Source organism: Bacillus sp. RE35 (assembly GCF_052146655.1).
GTDB lineage: Bacteria > Bacillota > Bacilli > Bacillales > Bacillaceae_G > Bacillus_A > Bacillus_A cereus.
Window position 1 is genome coordinate 2,001,975 of record NZ_CP197377.1, and the last position, 18,317, is coordinate 2,020,291.

The window sequence follows — 18,317 nt, forward strand, 5'->3', positions numbered from 1 at the left end:
GAAAAAAGATTAGCATCTAAATAAGACGCTAATCAATACTACAAACAGAAGCAGAACAATCTTCACAAGCAATTTCACATTTTAAAAATTGTAAATCGTGTATTGTAATCTTTCCTTTATGAATAGAAATTGTACCTTGCTTTTTTAATTCATTTAACATTCGATTTACACTTTCACGTGAAGTTGCACAGAAATTAGCAAGTTCTTGATTCGTTAATGGTAAATCGATGAGAATACCATTTTCCTTTAAAACACCATAACTATTTGTCATTCGTATGAGAGTAGAGTATAGGGCACCTTTTTTGCCATGTAATACTAAATCTCGGAACTTCGTTTGCATTCTTCTTAAATGTTCACTAATCCATTTCATAAATTCAAATACAAGAGCTGGTTTTTGGAGTAATTCTTTTTCTAACGCTTCACGCTTTATAACGCCTACTTCAACATCTTCAAGGCATTTTGAATTTAATAAATACTTCGCATTATCCGTGAACAATGTTAATTCTCCAATAATGTCGTATGCCGAACAAATTCGAAGTGTTAGTTCTTGTCCGTCAGCACTAAGTTTACTAATTTGTACTTTTCCTGAGTGGATGATATAGAGTTCGGTTGCCTCCATACCTTCCTGAAAAATAAAACTACCTTTTTTAATTTGCATTTTATATTCAACAGATGCAAGTAATTCTTTTAAATCTTGAGATAATGTCATACTGTTTGCCACAGTGATCACCTTTCTTCTTATAAGCAATACATTTCCTATTTTGAGTGTAAATATGATGAAAATGCAAGAGCTATTTTAAAAATAAATTGAAATTTCAATGACCGTAAGGGGGAAGAGATTTTCAGTTTTTAGTTTGAAAAATTCAATAGACAAAGTAGATGAGATTAAAGATGTGAACAAAATTCGAACGGATTTGTGAAAAATTTTTGAATGGGGAAAGTAATGTGAGAAAAGTCACATTGAATATGTAGCTTCTTTTTTATAATGAAGGCAAATAAAAAAATGAAAGCTTACTAAGGATTGTAGCAGAAAAGAAGGGATAGAGATGCACGAGAACATGAAAGATTCTTTAAAGCGGCCACTTCAAGATTTACGTATTTCAGTTATTGATCGTTGTAATTTTAGGTGTACATACTGTATGCCTGCTGAAGTGTTCGGACCTGATTATGCTTTTTTACAGGAAGAGCTTTTATTAACGTTCGATGAAATAGAAAGATTAGCGAGATTATTTATAAGTATGGGAGTAAATAAAATTAGGCTTACTGGCGGTGAACCTTTATTGCGTAAACACTTACCGACGTTAATTGCAAGACTTGCAAATCTAGAGGGCTTACAAGATATTGGACTCACAACAAACGGTATTCATTTAGCAAAACAAGCAAAGGCGTTAAAAGAAGTGGGATTAAAGCGTGTAAATATTAGTTTAGATGCGATAGAGGATTATGTCTTCAAAAAAATTAATGGACGAAATGTAAGTACAAAACCTGTATTAAAAGGAATTGAAGAAGCAAAGAAGGTAGGGTTAGAAGTAAAGGTAAATATGGTCGTAAAAAAAGGAATGAATGATAGTCAAATTCTTCATATGGCTCGTTATTTTAAAGAACAAGAAATTCAGCTCCGTTTTATAGAGTTTATGGATGTGGGCAGTACAAACGGCTGGAACTTTGAACAAGTTATTACGAAGGAACAATTAATAGAGAAAATTAATCGTGTATATCCAATTGAGCCCGCTCAGCCTCGTTACTTTGGAGAGGTTGCGAAATTGTATCGATATGTAGGGAGTAATGCAGAAGTGGGATTTATTACTTCTGTTTCTGAGTCATTTTGTTCTTCTTGTACGAGAGCACGTATTTCGGCAGATGGTAAGTTTTTTACGTGCCTATTTGGAGAAAAAGGAACGGATTTGCGAACGCTTCTTCGAGAAAATATTTCTGATGCCTCACTATTAAAAATTTTACAACATACATGGCGATATAGAACAGATCGATATTCAGATGAAAGAACGGTTGAGAGTGCAAGTAAACGTCCAAAAGTTGAAATGTCTTACATTGGTGGATAGTGAAAGGAGGATTTCTTATGCAAGAGCGTTATTCAAGACAAGTGTTGTTTTCTGGAATTGGTGAAATGGGACAAAGAAAAATAAGAGAAAAGCATGTGCTCCTAATCGGTGCGGGTGCACTAGGGGCTGCGAATGCAGAAGCACTCGCTAGGATGGGAATTGGGAAATTGACAATTGCCGATCGTGACTATGTCGAATGGAGTAATTTACAACGGCAACAGTTATATACAGAAGAAGATGCAAAACAATGCAAACCAAAAGCAATTGCAGCGGCAGAACATGTAAGAAAGATTAATTCTGAAGTGGAAATTGTACCAGTTGTAATGGATGTCACAATGCAAGAAATAGAAGAGTTAACAAAAGAAGTGGATCTCATTATAGATGCCACTGACAACTTCGATACGCGCCTACTTATAAATGATATTTCACAAAAAGAAAATATACCTTGGATATACGGTGGATGCGTTGGAAGTTACGGTGTAACGTATACAAGTCTTCCAGGAAAAACACCATGTTTTCGCTGCTTAATGGATCATCCGATGGGCGGTGCAACATGTGATACAGCGGGAATTATTCAGCCAGCTGTACAGATGGTTGTTGCTCACCAAGTGACAGAAGCAATGAAAATATTGGTGGATGATTTCGAGACGCTACGAGGAACAATGTTATCATTTGATATTTGGAACAATCAATTTCTCTCATTAAAAGTAAATAAACAGAAAAAAAGTACATGTCCATCTTGCGGAAATACACGTACGTACCCAAGTTTAACATTTGAATCACAGGTGAAAACGGAGGTGCTATGCGGACGGAATACAGTTCAAATCCGTTCAGGAATAAAGAGAGTTCTAAATTTAAACGAAATCCAAAAAAGATTACAAAAAATTGTACATGTCCAAAAAACGCCGTACTTACTATCATTTCTAATTGATGAATATCGTTTCGTTTTATTTACAGACGGTAGGGCATTTATTCATGGGACAAATGATGTGAAAATAGCAAAACGATTGTACGCAAAATATATAGGATGAACAGAGAGAGTTTCCCCCCTTATTAAAACGAGGTGAAAAAGAATGTTAGCAAAACGTATACCGATTCCAGTGGCAGAAGCAGTTGCACGAGTAATGAAATATGCTCATCAAGGTGAAACAGAAGAGGTTTCTCTTATAGAAAGTTACGGAAGAACGCTTGGAGAAGATGTTATTGCAGATCATGATGTCCCGCATTTTGATCGCTCTCCGTACGACGGGTTTGCGATTCGAGCAGAAGATACGAAAGAAGCAAGTAGTAGTAACCCTATTCAGTTTGAAGTAATTGGTGAAATTGGAGCAGGGGTTGTTTTTACAGAAGAAGTGAAAGCATTTCAAGCTGTCCGTATTATGACAGGAGCCGCAATTCCGAGAGGGTGTAATGCGGTTGTTATGTTAGAACTAACGGAAGGATTTGAAAAAAACGAAAAGACTTATATGACATTAAAACGCTGTTTCGCAGCCGGTGATAACATTTCTTTTAAAGGTGAAGATGTAAAACAAAATACTATCCTTGTGAAAGAAGGGACTGTTATTAACCCGGGAGTTGCAGCGCTTCTTGCTACGTTTGGTTATAGTACGGTATATGTTATAAAACAACCAGTGATTGGAATTGTAACGACGGGTAGCGAACTGCTTGAAGTACATGAAAAATTAAAGCCAGGGAAGATTCGAAATAGTAACTCCTATATGATAGCTGCTCAAATTGAACGAGCAGGGGGGATTGTACAGTATTATGGGCAATTCGCTGACGATTTTGAGACGTGTTATAACACTGTAAAAAAGGCGATAAAAGAAGTTGATATATTAATTACAACTGGTGGTGTTTCAGTAGGAGACTATGACTATTTACCTGCCATCTATGAGAGATTACGAGCTAATGTACTTTTTGACAAAATAGCGATGCGACCAGGAAGTGTGACAACTGTAGCTGAGGTAGAAGGAAAATTACTATTTGGTCTATCTGGTAATCCTTCTGCTTGTTATGTCGGTTGTGAATTATATGTTAGACCAGTGATTGGAAAATACTTGCATAGGGAAGATTCGCACATATATCGTGCAGAGGCAATTTTACAAAAAGACTTTCCGAAAGCAAACCCATTTACTCGTTTTGTAAGAGGGAGAGTGGAAATTGTAGATGGGCAATTACAAGTTACACCAGTTGGTTTAGATAAATCTAGCGCAATTTCTTCACTTGCAGAAGCGAATGCATTTATCGTTTTGCCAGGGGGAACGAGAGGATTTAAAGCTGGAATTACTGTTTCGGTACTGTTATTAGAATCAAACAACGGAAGTGAGTGGCCGTGGGAAGAGCCGCTTCGATCATACAAGTAATAGAAAAAGGGATTGCTAACTTATATAAAGATAAGAGGTGCAAAATGACACATACGTATTATGAAGTAATTGATACACCTATTTCAATTGAAGAAGTTACAAACAAAGTAATTCGTCGTGAGTGTGGTGCGGTTACTACTTTTATTGGTACTGTTAGAGAATTTACGAAAGGTCGACGTACACTTTGTTTAGAGTATGTAGCTTATAAGACAATGGCGGAGAAACAGCTTGAGAGAATTAGCATTGAAGTAGGAGAGAAGTGGCCGGGGACATATGTCGCTATTACACATCGCATTGGTACATTACAAATTTCTGATCTTGCTGTCGTTGTCGCTGTGTCTACACCACATCGGAAAGCTGCATATGAGGCGAACGAATATATTATGGAGCGTATAAAACAAATTGTTCCTATTTGGAAAAAGAGTTTTGGGAAGATGGTGAATCATGGATTGGTGGTCAGTTAGAGAAAACAGCATATGGTAATGGCCAGCCTGGAAAGGAGATGAGAATATGATTGAAGTACTATTATTTGCACATTTGCAAGAAGGAGCAAGTAAGCCGGCTTTGCATATAGACTATGAAAATATTACGGTTGCGGAATTAAAGGAAGTCCTCACTAAGAAATACAACATAGCAATTTCAAACGAGATTATGGTCGCGATAAATGAAGAATACGCAAATGAGGATGACATCATCCAAATTGGTGATGTCGTAGCAATGATTCCGCCAGTAAGTGGTGGTTGATTCTTTTCAGCCTAATGATGTTAGGACGTGATTGGGCTGGAGAGAATGAATTTAACTATGCATACATAGGAGGGAACAGGATGAAAAGTCCTAATTTTCAATTAAGTTTACAAACTTCTAATCTAATTATCGGTTTTATGGTATGGGTCATTTTATCATCATTAATGCCTTATATTAAAGCGGATATTCCATTAACTGCGGGACAAATTTCTATGGTCACAGCAGTACCTGTTATTTTAGGCTCTATTCTTCGTATTCCAATTGGTTATTGGACGAATCGTTTCGGAGCAAGAAAATTATTCTTTATTAGTTTTATTCTATTATTATTTCCTGTTTTTTATATTAGTGTTGCCAATTCTATGATGGATTTAATTATTGGTGGATTATTTGTAGGAATCGGTGGTGCTGTATTCTCTGTAGGAGTAACTTCTTTACCAAAATACTTTCCGAAAGAGAGTCACGGTTTTGTAAATGGTATTTACGGTGTCGGTAACGCCGGAACAGCAATTACTTCGTTTTTAGCACCTGTCATTGCAACTTCAGTTGGCTGGAGAACGACAGTACAATGTTATTTAGTTTTACTTGCAGCGTTTGCACTTATGAACTTTTTATTAGGTGATCGTAAAGAGAAAAAAGTGAATACACCACTAATGGAACAAATAAAAGGTGTATATAAAAATGAGAAACTTTGGTTTTTATGTATCTTTTACTTTTTAACATTCGGATCATTTGTCGCATTTACAGTATACTTACCAAACTTTCTAGTATCTCACTTCGGATTAGAGAAAGTAGATGCAGGTATGCGGACAGCCGGATTCATCGTACTCGCAACAATTATGCGCCCGATTGGTGGTTGGCTCGGTGATAAGTTTAATCCATTTAAAATATTAATCTTCGTATTTATCGGTTTAACACTTTCAGGTATTATTTTATCGTTTATGCCAAGTATGAACGTGTATACATTTGGTTGCTTACTAGTAGCATTTTGTGCAGGGATTGGTAATGGTACAATCTTCAAACTCGTTCCAATGTATTTCTCAGAACAAGCTGGTATTGTAAATGGTCTCGTATCAGCTTTAGGTGGACTAGGAGGATTCTTCCCACCGCTAATTTTAACATTACTATTCCAATTAACAGGTCATTATGCAATTGGATTTATGGCGCTATCAGAAGTCGCACTTGCTTGTTTAATCATTACAGTATGGATGTATAGCCAAGAGAAATTGTTAGTGATGTTAAAGAATCATTAATAAGGAAAAAGAACCATCCCAAAGTATATTGGGATGGTTCTTTTAGTAATAGGCTTCAACATGTTTTTATTGATATCTCAATAAACGCTTGTTTTCTATAAGAATGTGTTTTTAAAATGAAGAACAGAAGGCTTATGGAATTTTATTTTAAAATATAGAAGTCAAAAGTTATTCAATTAAAGGGTAGATTAGTGAAGGAAATCTTAAATCTATTCTAAAGATCGAACTTATTTTTAGAATGCAAATATTTAATTGAATCGGGATGTTTAGATGAAAAAAATATAAGTCCACTCAAGATAAACAAGCATCAGGTGTGTTAGGTGGTTTAAGCGACAAGTATGGGATTGATGTAAGTATTCTTCGCATAGTAACTGCAGTATCAGATTTTTTTAGGGCCAAATTTTTGGTAAGGCTAACGGATATTGTGAAAAAAGTACTACACTAAAGAATACAGTTTAGTTCGATAAGATAAAATTATGAATTTGTATAAATAATCCATAATTTTCTTTATGAGTTATATTTGATATGTTAAAGAAAAGAGAGGGGAGGGAAATGAAATAAGAATTTTTGATGAGTATTTTCATATTATCGATTTCAGTTTTCTGATTATTGAGAACTAAGGGTGTTTTCCGATGAATGAAATGTGTCCACATTTAGTAAAGCGTTTAATCCAACTAAAATATATTTAGAATGAGGTTTTAAATGTTTGTATTTATTATATTAGACGTAATATTACCGATATTAATATTGATGCTAATTGGTGCAATCTTACAAAGAAAGTTCCAATTTAACTTAAAGCAGCTATCTACACTTATTACTTATTGCTTAATGCCAGCGGCTGTATTTGTGAATATATATGATATTCGTATAGAAACAGGTTTTTTGCTCCAGATAATATACTATTTAATGCTTTATAGTCTGAGTCTGATCATAGTAAGTCATTTCATTTCAAAAATATTAAAGTTAGAAAAAGGAGAAAGTGCAGCTCTAAAAAATAGCATTTCGTTAATGAATTCCGGTAATTATGGGTTACCAGTAAGTCAATTGATTTTCAGTCACAATCCAGTGGGGGTTTCCATTCAAATTTTTATTGTTATTTTCCAGAATCTTTTAACTTATTCATATGGGATATATAACTTACTATCAGCAACAAAAACAATCGGAGGTATTATTCAATCATTTCTAAGACTGCCTGTATTTCATGCGCTCGTATTAGGGGTTCTCTTTCAATCTTTTAAAATTCAAATACCTAATTCTATCTTGCTACCTCTTAATCAGCTTGCGAATGGTTTTGTTGCAATAGCACTCATATTGCTAGGGGCACAATTATCTAACATTAAACTTAATTTTTTCCATCGAGTCATAACATGGGCTTTAATTGGAAGGTTACTGATGGGACCATTATTAGCACTTGCCGTAATATACATACTAAACATCGATGGTATTGTTGCACAATCATTATTTATTGCAAGTTCTTTTCCTACTTCAAGGAATACATCAACCATTGCTATGGAATATCAAATAGAGCCTGAATTACATGCACAAATCGTTTTATTTTCAACACTTTTCAGCATTATTACAGTAACTGTCGTTATTTATTTGTCATATATTTTGTTTTGAATATACGTGTTAAAACGAATAGATTTGAGGCGGTAAATGATGGCGGAAATCCCATAGATATGAGAAGAAAACAGTCTATGATATATTGGGTATCGTTTACAATTGTACCATGTCTGATAATCAAGTAGCTTAATTCAAAAAAAGGAAACTCGTTGCGGGTGATTTCGTATGAAAATCTTTAAAGCATCTACATATAGACTTGCGAAAAAAGACACAATTTCGCTTATAATTGACGTTACATGAGCTTAGTTTGATAGCGGTGGGGTGGAGTGTCAAGTAAGAAAATTTTCTTTATTGATTTTATGCGGTTTTTCCGCAAAATTGTAACTAAGGGGGATTCCAAGTTGAGTAAACAGAATATCAGCACAACAGTTTCAGGAGATATAATTGTTACCCATCTAGTTGGCAATATAAAAACAGATGATGTGTATGAATGGTTTAATGGTTTTGAGCGGGTTTGTCAGCAATTCATTTCTGAAGGGCGGAAATACAAATTGTTGGTGGATAGAAAAGGATACACGCCAAATCATTTTTCTGTTCAAAAAGTATGGAAAGAGAAGTTCTTCAATGAAATCATTTTGAATAACAGTAAGGCAATTGCATTTCTCCTTGAAGAGGGGGAGATAATGGATTATTTACAACAATCTAATACGAAAGAACCTGTGAGATTTTTTGATGATTATGAACAAGCGCTAATTTGGTTGAATGAATATCCAATATAAAACCTGTATTGAAGCAGTTGCTCTCAAGCAACTGCTTTTTTGTCCGTAATTGTTGCCGTTATTTTTCTTCACAGATTCTTGTCCAATTGTTTGTCTGATCCTAAAAAACGAAACTAAAGCAAAAAGAACAAACGCCTCTAAAAAACGTTTGTTCACAGTTAATTCCTATTTTAGCTAAGTGATAGATTACATTTTATGAGTACGAGAAAGTCTTTTTATAAGTTTAGGAAGGACAGAAGTTAATTCCTGTTTCATACGCTTCGTAAACGATGGGTCCTTACCTGAAGTCGAAATAGTGACAACATATTCATCATTTCGAATGACACCAGGTGTGTGAAACGATGATGCTGTACCATCACTTACAACGTTAACCCACTGGAAATCATGAGCGGCCTGTTTGACCATCATATTTACAGCATGTTGATTTGTAGCTGCATAAATTAGATGAGCATCTTTAATATCATCATTACTAAAAGTTTTTTGCTTCCAAGTAATATAAGGAAGTTCTTTCATTTCCTCGCAAATCTCGGGGCTAATAACGGTGACGAAAGCGCCTGTATCTTTTAATCCAGACGCTTTTCGATATGCAATTTTACCTCCACCAATGATAACGACCACTTTATTTTGCAGATTAAACATAAGAGGGTACATGTTATACATATATGTATTCCTCCATTCGTTCTAACAATGTTAATTTCATATATGTATCAAACTGTAGGCAATTACAAGTCGTCACGTGATCGTATTTTTTTGTATACAACTTAATTTTTTGAAGCAATAATCCGGTAAAGAGAAGGTAGGGCATGACATATACATGGGATGCAGTTGATGTTATAGTCTTTAGCTCAGCAGTAAAAGAGGGCGTTCCTTTCGTTAAAAAGGAGCATGATACTGGTAGACTGAGTTTTTGTTCGACAGCTGCTCCGATTTGTTGTAACTCATGTATCGGCTGGAAATCACTACTACCTCTCCCTACGAGTAAAACACTACTACCTTGCATTGGCATAGTTTCACGTATTCTTTTCACTACAAGTTCAACCATATGCGGATGCGTACTAAAAGGTTGTACAACTGAAAATGAGATATGTGGATATTGATTTTTCATTTTCGCTATCTCCAAAGGAATATCACGTTTATAGTGAGCTGCTGCAAATAATAAAACAGGTACAATCATTATTTCAGTTGCGCCCTCTATTATCGTTTCTGTAACTGCATCCGAAATAGTAGGTGTCGTTAGTTCTAGAAAAGCTAATTTTTGAATTCTTTCGTTTCGTTCTTTCATAACAGATTGAATAAATTGAATGAATTGTTCATTACCTTCTTGTAGCCGGCTCCCATGTCCAACATATACAATTCCTTTCATTGTCTCACCATGTCTTTCTTCATAAGAGTTTCTTGTAATTGATGATCTACGTTATGAAACCCAACTTTATTTGCATAGTGTAAAGTTGGAACGTCGGTATACGAGAATGGGAGAGTAAGAATATTGATAAAGCCAAGGCGTTTTATTTCTGCTAGAAACGTATCAATAGAAGCACGACCTTCAAATACAATGCTATCCCATGAGAATTCAGAAAGAATACGTGAATGAATTTCATCGAAGCGATGATCAATTGTGTACTCATGAGTCATCATATAGGAACCAGCACCAATTTTTTCTTGAATAACAGCAATTCGGTTAATGTTTCGTCCTAAATAAATCGTTGAATTCGAAGAAAATTGCGCAGGTTTACTGAACAATCCATATTGCATGAGCTTTTCTTGAATAGAAAGGTTCATATACTGAAGTTCTGCCTGTAAGGAACGAATATCTTTATGATATTTACTGCATGATTGCATTAAGATGTCTACACTGTCAGCGGAACAAAATACAAGACGATCAACGTTAAAAATCTTATTGATTTGTTCAGAGGTTACTGTATATTCTTCCTTTTTGAAAGTTGGAATTTGATATATTTCTGCACCAGCTTCTTGTAACCTTTGCTTCATTACACTTGTTTTATTTGTTGAGGATGTAAATAAAACTTTTTTACCATGTAATGGTTTACGTTCTTTCCAAGCGATTTGATTACGTAAGGAAACAACATCACCAACAATTGTCATAGAAGGATTAGAAATATTTTCGTTTTTAACAATAGAAACAATGGTAGACAGTGTCCCTGTGACAACGCGCTGTTTACCAGTTGTACCCCATTCAATGACTGCTACTGGCGTATCTTCTTTCTTTCCTGCTTGTCGTAAGTTTTCGCAAATTGTAGGTAAGTTTTTTATACCCATGTAGTAGGCAATCGTATCGCTATTGTGAGATGAATTATATTTTCCATGATCGGTTAAAGGACCTTTTGCATGTCCGGTTAGTAAAGTAACGCTATTACTGTAGTTACGGTGGGTAAGGGGGATACCTGCATAGCTACTAGCGGCGATGCTAGATGTAATGCCTGGTACAATTTCATATGGAATATTTGCTGCTGCTAAAGTTTCTGCTTCTTCACCAACACGACCAAAAATAGATGGATCTCCGCCTTTTAATCGGACAACAATTTTTCCTTCTTTTGCAAATTGAAGAAGGTGGGCGTTAATCATTTCTTGTCGTATAATATGATTCTTTGGCATTTTTCCGCAATACATAAGTTCACATGTTTGTTTTGTATAGCTAAGGAAGAAAGGGTTTAGTAAACGGTCATATAAAACAATATCTGCACGTTTTAAACACTCTATCGCTTTCTTTGTAATAAGCCCTTCATCACCAGGTCCTGCACCAACTAAATATACATATCCGTTCATATAATTGCACCTCATCTAGTTTTATTTAAAAGGAAGCCAGGGGGAGGCTTCCTTTTGTAAATTACATATTTATATAAATATCACCATTAATAATTTCTACATCGTACGTTTGAATACAACCGTCATCAGGTTTTTGAACTTCACCTGTTAGTAATGAAATCTTCCAATCATGCAGTGGACAAAAGACGAATTCTCCAGACACAAGCCCTTCTGCTAACGGTCCGTTTTTATGAGGACAACGATTTTCTACAGCTCGAATATCGCCATTTGAAAGGCGGAATAGAGCGATAGACATACCTTTCATTTGCACTTCTTTACCGATTTGAATAGCAAGATCTTCCGCACGCATAACTTTTATTTTTTCTTTCGTTTGTATCATTTAGATCACAGCTCCTTATTTCACAGTTTCTACTTCATACATCGCTTTTAATGATTTCGTTTCTAGTGCTTGTCCCCATGCTTCCGTATATGTTCTACGAGCTGTTTGGAAACGTTCATTTAACGTAGTAACCATACTTGCATCTTGTAGTATTTCTTTTATATGATCGAAGCCTAAACGTTCTGTCCAGTAGGCGGTACGCTCTCCGTAAATACCAGTTTCACGATAATATTGCATGTAAGCTGCAGCGATGCGAAGGACATCATCTTCAGTAGGGACAATCATTACAAAATCAGCTTCACGTACTTCTGTACCACCATTTCCGCCAATATAAAGTTGATATCCATTTTCGACACAAACAACGCCAAAATCTTTCGTCAGTACTTCCGCACAGTTACGCGGACAACCGGTTACACCCATTTTCATTTTATGAGGTGTATCTACCATTTCTAATGATTGTTCAAGGAGCATACCAAGTCCTAATGAATCTTTCGTACCGAAACGGCAAAAACGAGAGCCAACACATGATTTTACATTACGAAGAGACTTTGAATACGCATATCCAGAAGTCATATGTAAGTCAGCCCATACGTTAGGTAAATCTTGTTTCTTGACACCGTATAAGCCAATTCGGCTTGCACCTGTAATTTTCACAAGTGGAACATCATACTTCTTCGCAACTTCAGCAATTTTCATTAAATCATCAGCTGTTGTAACGCCTCCGTACATACGTGGAATAACAGAGAATGTACCATCGTGCTGGATGTTACCATTCATTCTTTCATTAACGAAACGGGACGATTTATCATCTTCATATTCTTCTGGAATCGCCATACGTAAATAGTAGTTTAAAGCAGGGCGGCATTTCGAACAGCCGTCTTCATGTGCAAAACCAAGAACATTTCGTACTTCTTTTGGAGATTTTAAGGCTTTTTCGTGAATGGCTGCTACGACTTCATCACGGGATAAAGGTGTACATCCACACATACCGGCAGATTGCGCTGAGGCATCAAAAGCATCTCCAAGTGTATGAGATAAAACTTGTTCCACAAGTGGACGACATTTACCACAAGAACCTGCGGCTTTCGTACAGCCTTTAACTTCTTCAAAAGTCGTTAACTCTTGTTCTAAAATGGCGTGAACGATTGAACCTTTCGTAACACCATTACATCCACAAATCGTGTCATCCGCACTCATTGTAGCAACGTCAAATTCACTTTCTTCACCAGCTTTGTGAAGAAGGGAAGCTGGTGTATATTCTTGTATATCTTCTTCCTTCTTTAACATGCTAAAGAGACGTGTACCGTCAGCTGTGTCACCATATAAAACGATACCGACGACTTTATTATCACGAATTAATACTTTTTTATAGGAACGTTTACATTCATCAAAGATTGATATTGCTTTCGTTTGATCATCTTCATAAATTTGACCAGCAGAGAATAAATCACAACCTGCAACTTTTAATTGCGTACCGACGATACTGCCCGAATATCCATCAGTTTGTAAATTTGTTATATGTTTTGCTAGTATCGCACCTTGTTCATAAAGAGGAGCAACAAGTCCATATGCGATACCGTCATGCTCTGCACATTCTCCAACTGCATAAATGGACTCATCATTTGTTAGCATATAGTCATTGACTACAATACCGCGATTTACAATTAAACCAGCATCTTTTGCTATTTGCGTATTTGGGCGTATTCCGACAGCCATTACGATTAAATCACAATCTACAACTTCACCATCTTCAAATTGAATGCCCTCAACATGGTCTGTACCAAGAATTTTTACAGTTTTCTTTTCCATTAGAAATTTCATGCCTTGCGCTTCTAAATCTTCGCGTAATAGAGAAGCTGCTTTCGTATCTAGTTGTTGCTCCATTAAGTTTGGCATTAAATGAACAACATGTACGTCCATCCCTAAGTCAATAAGACCTCTTGCGGCTTCTAAACCAAGTAACCCACCACCAATGACAACAGCCTTTTTCTTTTCATTAGCGGTATCAATCATAAATTGTGTATCTTCAATTGTTCGAAATCCTGTTACACCAGGGAGAGTGGAACCTTCTACAGGCAAAATAAAAGCACTAGAACCTGTTGCGATAATGAGTTTGTCATATGTAAGAGTACGATTCTTTTCTGTAATAATAATTTTTTCTTCTCGGTTAATACTTTGAACTTTTTCATTTGTATACAAAGTTATTTCGTTTTCTTCATACCAACTGTATTCATTCATAATGATATCTTGCATATTTGTTTTGCCTTGTAAAACATGAGAGAGCATAATACGGTTGTAGTTTGGATGAGGTTCATCTCCAAAAATAGTAATCTCATATGAATCACTATCATGTTTTAATATTTCTTCCATACAGCGTATGCCAGCCATACCATTTCCGATCATAACTAAACGTTTTTTCATTTTCGTTTCCCCTTTTTCTGTGAAATGTTGAACAAAGGATTATGTTTTTATTATAGAAAATCAAAAAAGGAAGAGATGTGATGTTTATCACATTTTTATAATGATTCACAAATTGTTAAAATTCGGATTTATTCGAGAGGGATGTGTATAGTCTTTACCAAATGAAAGAGCAGGACATAAGTATGTATACTCATGTCCTGCTCTTTATTTATGCTCTCGTAATGGCACGTGGAAATAAAATATTATTTTCTAAATGAATGTGCTCAAATAAATCAGACTCTAGCGCTTCAAGACGTTGGTAAACAAGTCGATAAGTACCGCAAGCTCCTTCTGGAGGAGTAAAGTCATTTGTAACTTTACGAAGTTCTTTAATAATGTTGCCTGCGTGGTTATGTTCATTTTCCAACTCATCTACTACTTTACGTAATTTCACATAGTTTTCGTCAATTGGATTTTGTTCAAATTCTAAAATTAATGGGAAATCTTCTGTTTCTTCTTTAATTAAATGCTGTTCTAATTCCATCTTTAATTCGTGAAATAGCTTATGAATTTGAGCTAAGTGAGGCTGACTTGCTCCGTGGACGCGTAATACTTTCGTCACATACGGACTTAACTGTGGTAATTCTTCATTTAAATAGCGATGATGCTTATTTATAACATAATCAATCAATTCACGATAAGAAGCATTTTTCCAATCAATTTCAGATTCATTTAATCGTTTCGTATTATTATAAAGTGTATTTAATTCTGTAAGTACTTCTGTTGCTGATAAATTTCTTTCATGAATTGCATCAATAAGTGGTTTATTACCACCACAACAAAAGTCTATTCTATATGATTTAAAAAGATTACTAGCTTTCGGAAATTGTGTAACAATCTCACCGACAATAGAAGTTTCAGTAAATGTATGTTCCATATGAATGCCTCCATAAAGTTTAAATGTAATATCTGAATTAAGAATAGCGATAAATTAAAATCTATGTAGTGATTGAAATCACTTATTCTGTGTCGTTTTTGAGAATAATAAGAAGAATGTTATTAAAATAAGGGGGAAAGTAATAAGTAGTAATATTTTACGGTAATAAAAAAGAAGCTTCTTTTTTATTACTATTTTTCACATGCAACTCCATCGCCATCACGATCAAGATGTGAGTCATAACCTGGTTGTCCTTTATATAGAGGAGCTTTCCCGGCAGCTCTAACTGCGGCACAATTTTTGTAATATGCACTACTAGTATTTCCTGAAGCGGGTTGTGTTTGAGCTTGCTGTGCTTTTTGCTCTTCTTGTTGTTTACGAGCTTGTTCATCAGCCTGACGTTTTTGCTCTTCTTGTTGTTTACGAGCTTGTTCATCAGCCTGACGTTTTTGCTCTTCTTGTTGTTTACGAGCTTGTTCACCAGCCTGACGTTTTTGCTCTTCTTGTTGTTTACGAGCTTGTTCACCAGCCTGACGTTTTTGTTCCTCTTGTTGTTTACGAGCTTGTTCATCAGCCTGGCGTTTTTCATCCTCTTGCTTACGAGCTTGTTCTTCGGCTAGACGCTTCTCATCTTCTTGCTTTTGAGTTTTTTCGTCCGCCTCTTTTTTTTCTAGATCTTTTTTCTTTTCGCTATCTTTCTGTTCCTCATTGTTAGAAGCAACTTTTGTACTAGTTGCTGTCGTTTTTTCAGAAGAAGGATCTGAAATACCTGATAGCGCAACAAAAATGACAAATAATACGGCTGTAATAATAAATTGTTTTTTCGCTACACCTGTTTTCTTAATAACAGATAAGATTGCTAGAACAAGGAAGAATATAAATAGAATGAAACTTAAAGTAGAAAAAAACTCGACGACGGGGTGTTCCGATTTTGTTGTACCGGCCGTTATTAATATAATAGAAATCATAAAAAAAATAACGGTAGGACGTCCATATTGTTTTGCTTTTCCATTTTTCTTAAAGAATGAAATAATACATAAGATTAAAAGAATAAAAGCAATAAAAAATAGAGCTGCACCAATATTACTCAAAATCACCATTTTCATACCTCCATTTGTAAGATTTTTCTTATTGATTATATAGGAACTTATTGAATATTACACGTTTTATATAAATTTAAAAAATTAATATTTTTACTAGACTTATAAACATTTATTTTGTATATAAGGAAAAATAGATATATTTCCTATTACGTTTTGAAAGAGATTTCATAAATTATAGTATATCGATTGAAAGGAGGAGATTTGAATGGAATTTCAATTGTTGGTAACTTGTATATTACAAGAAGGTAATGCTTACTTTTTAGTAACGAAGGTAGACGATGTTATTACGTTAAAAGTACCGATTACTGCGGGAGTAGCAGGTTTATTTTTAGCTTTAGGTGTACCAAGATGTTCTTAATTTAAATCTCTATAGTAGAAGGGGAAGGGACATGCCTTCCTTTTCTACTATTACATAATATAATTATGTAAACTTAAATATCATATTTGTGATAGCACGTTTGAAATGGACATGCATATACTATAATGTTTCATTGGATGTTAGCGGTGAAAGGTAGTTTTAATAAGTGCATCCAGTGATGTTTTTAAGTTATGAAAATAAAAGAGGTGCTATTATATATGAAAAGAAAAACATTGGATATTCCAGTTACATTGCGAAGAGAGTGGTTTTTAATAGAGTTAGCTCATTTAACGAAAAAATATGGAATTGAAATTGCAACTAGCAAAATGGAAGCTGCACCGTTTTTAAGAGATCAAGTTACGGAGTCAAAGATAGGGGAAGGGCTACAATATGATAAATATGATGATGAATATATAATTGAAAATTAAAGGGTAACAACAAAATTAAATTAATTTATAACAAAGTATAAAATAAAGCAGATTCTAAATATAGAATCTGCTTTATTATGAAGTACTTGTAGTCAACTAACCTCTTTCTAGTGTTTTTCCTACATATTTCTCTTGCGTTATTCCAAAAGATTCACGAAGAATGCGAGCATAATCTTTAGATTCTATTGGTCGTTTATTTTTAGTGCCTTTAAAGGTTTCTGTATAATTTTTATTTGTTAATGATATGTGACCATAAGTAGTTAATTTACAAGTGATAGCCCCTTTATTAAAAGGAGATTCTTTATGCTCTACAATCACTTTTTGAATGTTATTCACTTTTTTCTCATCTATTGGATCTACAGTGAAAGCATAGCCTATTTTCCATTCGTTTGAAGGTTCAGATTGTAAGAAACTTGTAGATTCCCCGTTAGCTCCTTTTCTCATTTCTAAAATATGCGTACCTTTTCGAGTATTTCGCTTACGAATTCGATATTCTCCTGTTTGAGAGGAGATGACTTCTCCGTTAAAAGGGACTGGATGTAAAGGGAGATGAGATGCAAAACCTGCATCCACAACATAATCTTTATCCTCATGACTTAATATGATAATGACATGACCATCATCGGGTTTCCATTTATTATCGTACAGATCATAAACAGTACCGGCTACTTTGTATACTTGAAACCCACAATCAATTAAAAAATAATACAATAAGGAGTTTAATTCATAACAAAGTCCACCTCGTTTTTGAATAAGTAACTTTTCTATTAAGTTATCTTTTGAGATATTTTTAATAGTACCAGCCATAATATCAAGATTTTCATAGGGGAGAATCATTCCCATTTTTAAGAGAATTTCATCTAAATCATCAAATGTTATTTCTTTTGCAGGAATTTTTAAGCGTTTAAAAAACTCCTTTTGTAAATTGGTCATCATAAAGTATTCTCCTTTCTTTTTACAGAATTTTCTTCTGCTCACCGATAGGTTAGTACTTCTAAAAAGTTAATTCAAGTGCGCGGAAATTATCATAATATATGTTTCTGGAAATGCGATTGTTTTTTCTGAAATTTCAGTTTAATTTTTAATCGTAGGAAAGTCTTATAATATAAGCTCCTTTAAAATTAGTTTGTATTTAATGAAAAGAAAGTACAGATCTTTATTATATTTTT

19 protein-coding genes and 1 pseudogene are annotated in these 18,317 nt (G+C 34.7%); 11 read left to right on the forward strand and 9 right to left on the reverse strand.

Annotated elements, in window-relative coordinates; genetic code table 11:
• Positions 1-28: 28 nt before the first annotated feature.
• Positions 29-721: a Crp/Fnr family transcriptional regulator gene (locus ACTL4X_RS10465; protein ID WP_000013859.1), complete on the reverse strand. Its 693-nt coding sequence runs from the start codon at positions 719-721 to the stop codon at positions 29-31.
• A 325-nt stretch (positions 722-1,046) separates the two neighbouring features.
• Here ACTL4X_RS10465 and moaA point away from each other — a divergent pair, with 325 nt between their 5' ends.
• The 9 genes and pseudogenes from moaA to ACTL4X_RS10510 all read left to right on the forward strand — a co-directional run bounded on the left by moaA (position 1,047) and on the right by ACTL4X_RS10510 (position 8,759).
• Complete coding sequence (gene moaA / locus ACTL4X_RS10470; protein WP_000545031.1) at positions 1,047-2,060, forward strand: GTP 3',8-cyclase MoaA; 1,014 nt, start codon at positions 1,047-1,049, stop codon at positions 2,058-2,060.
• A gap of 17 nt (positions 2,061-2,077) precedes the next feature.
• A complete protein-coding gene (locus ACTL4X_RS10475; RefSeq protein ID WP_001158125.1) occupies positions 2,078-3,091 on the forward strand; it encodes a molybdopterin-synthase adenylyltransferase MoeB in 1,014 nt (337 codons plus the stop codon).
• A 42-nt stretch (positions 3,092-3,133) separates the two neighbouring features.
• Complete coding sequence (locus ACTL4X_RS10480; RefSeq protein ID WP_000880212.1) at positions 3,134-4,423, forward strand: molybdopterin molybdotransferase MoeA; 1,290 nt, start codon at positions 3,134-3,136, stop codon at positions 4,421-4,423.
• 44 nt (positions 4,424-4,467) lie between these two features.
• Positions 4,468-4,937: pseudogene (locus tag ACTL4X_RS10485) on the forward strand (molybdenum cofactor biosynthesis protein MoaE).
• Complete coding sequence (moaD, locus tag ACTL4X_RS10490; RefSeq protein ID WP_000573692.1) at positions 4,934-5,167, forward strand: molybdopterin converting factor subunit 1; 234 nt, start codon at positions 4,934-4,936, stop codon at positions 5,165-5,167. The pseudogene ACTL4X_RS10485 and the gene moaD overlap by 4 nt, the downstream one beginning before the upstream one ends.
• 80 nt (positions 5,168-5,247) lie before the next feature.
• Complete coding sequence (gene narK / locus ACTL4X_RS10495) at positions 5,248-6,417, forward strand: nitrate transporter NarK (RefSeq protein WP_000841841.1); 1,170 nt, start codon at positions 5,248-5,250, stop codon at positions 6,415-6,417.
• Positions 6,418-6,730: 313 nt separating this feature from the next.
• Positions 6,731-6,862, forward strand: coding sequence for a hypothetical protein (locus ACTL4X_RS10500; RefSeq protein ID WP_071740442.1), 132 nt, complete (start codon positions 6,731-6,733; stop codon positions 6,860-6,862).
• 257 nt (positions 6,863-7,119) lie between these two features.
• Positions 7,120-8,037, forward strand: coding sequence for an AEC family transporter (locus ACTL4X_RS10505; protein WP_000497493.1), 918 nt, complete (start codon positions 7,120-7,122; stop codon positions 8,035-8,037).
• Between the two features lie 302 nt (positions 8,038-8,339).
• Positions 8,340-8,759, forward strand: coding sequence for an STAS/SEC14 domain-containing protein (locus ACTL4X_RS10510; protein ID WP_080490150.1), 420 nt, complete (start codon positions 8,340-8,342; stop codon positions 8,757-8,759).
• A gap of 186 nt (positions 8,760-8,945) precedes the next feature.
• On the opposite strand, the gene ACTL4X_RS10515 is transcribed toward ACTL4X_RS10510, so the two are convergent.
• The 7 genes from ACTL4X_RS10515 to ACTL4X_RS10545 all read right to left on the reverse strand — a co-directional run bounded on the left by ACTL4X_RS10515 (position 8,946) and on the right by ACTL4X_RS10545 (position 16,359).
• Positions 8,946-9,419 (reverse strand): precorrin-2 dehydrogenase, encoded by a 474-nt coding sequence (locus ACTL4X_RS10515; protein ID WP_000282590.1) that lies wholly within the window; start codon positions 9,417-9,419, stop codon positions 8,946-8,948.
• Positions 9,412-10,122, reverse strand: a complete 711-nt coding sequence (locus ACTL4X_RS10520) for a sirohydrochlorin chelatase (protein ID WP_000676480.1) — start codon at positions 10,120-10,122, stop codon at positions 9,412-9,414. The genes ACTL4X_RS10515 and ACTL4X_RS10520 overlap by 8 nt, the downstream gene beginning before the upstream one ends.
• Complete coding sequence (locus ACTL4X_RS10525; RefSeq protein WP_001014942.1) at positions 10,119-11,543, reverse strand: uroporphyrin-III C-methyltransferase; 1,425 nt, start codon at positions 11,541-11,543, stop codon at positions 10,119-10,121. The genes ACTL4X_RS10520 and ACTL4X_RS10525 overlap by 4 nt, the downstream gene beginning before the upstream one ends.
• Before the next feature lie 61 nt (positions 11,544-11,604).
• A complete protein-coding gene (gene nirD / locus ACTL4X_RS10530; RefSeq protein WP_000616678.1) occupies positions 11,605-11,922 on the reverse strand; it encodes a nitrite reductase small subunit NirD in 318 nt (105 codons plus the stop codon).
• Between the two features lie 15 nt (positions 11,923-11,937).
• Positions 11,938-14,343 carry an NADPH-nitrite reductase large subunit gene (gene nirB / locus ACTL4X_RS10535; protein ID WP_000746939.1) on the reverse strand — a complete coding sequence of 802 codons (2,406 nt, stop codon included), beginning with the start codon at positions 14,341-14,343 and terminating at the stop codon, positions 11,938-11,940.
• Between the two features lie 208 nt (positions 14,344-14,551).
• Entirely contained in the window at positions 14,552-15,259 is a 708-nt protein-coding gene (gene ric, locus ACTL4X_RS10540) for an iron-sulfur cluster repair di-iron protein (RefSeq protein WP_000401374.1), read from the reverse strand.
• Positions 15,260-15,450: 191 nt separating this feature from the next.
• The gene (locus ACTL4X_RS10545; RefSeq protein ID WP_086407920.1) at positions 15,451-16,359 is read right to left on the reverse strand and encodes an excalibur calcium-binding domain-containing protein; all 909 of its coding nucleotides are present in this window, start codon (positions 16,357-16,359) and stop codon (positions 15,451-15,453) included.
• Between the two features lie 208 nt (positions 16,360-16,567).
• Here ACTL4X_RS10545 and exsG point away from each other — a divergent pair, with 208 nt between their 5' ends.
• Positions 16,568-16,720 (forward strand): exosporium protein ExsG, encoded by a 153-nt coding sequence (gene exsG / locus ACTL4X_RS10550; RefSeq protein WP_000395679.1) that lies wholly within the window; start codon positions 16,568-16,570, stop codon positions 16,718-16,720.
• Positions 16,721-16,938: 218 nt separating this feature from the next.
• On the forward strand, positions 16,939-17,148 hold the full coding sequence (locus tag ACTL4X_RS10555; protein WP_000824208.1) for a hypothetical protein: 210 nt from the start codon (positions 16,939-16,941) through the stop codon (positions 17,146-17,148).
• A 96-nt stretch (positions 17,149-17,244) separates the two neighbouring features.
• On the opposite strand, the gene ACTL4X_RS10560 is transcribed toward ACTL4X_RS10555, so the two are convergent.
• The gene (locus tag ACTL4X_RS10560; RefSeq protein WP_000988903.1) at positions 17,245-18,084 is read right to left on the reverse strand and encodes an arylamine N-acetyltransferase family protein; all 840 of its coding nucleotides are present in this window, start codon (positions 18,082-18,084) and stop codon (positions 17,245-17,247) included.
• Between the last annotated feature and the right edge of the window lie 233 nt (positions 18,085-18,317).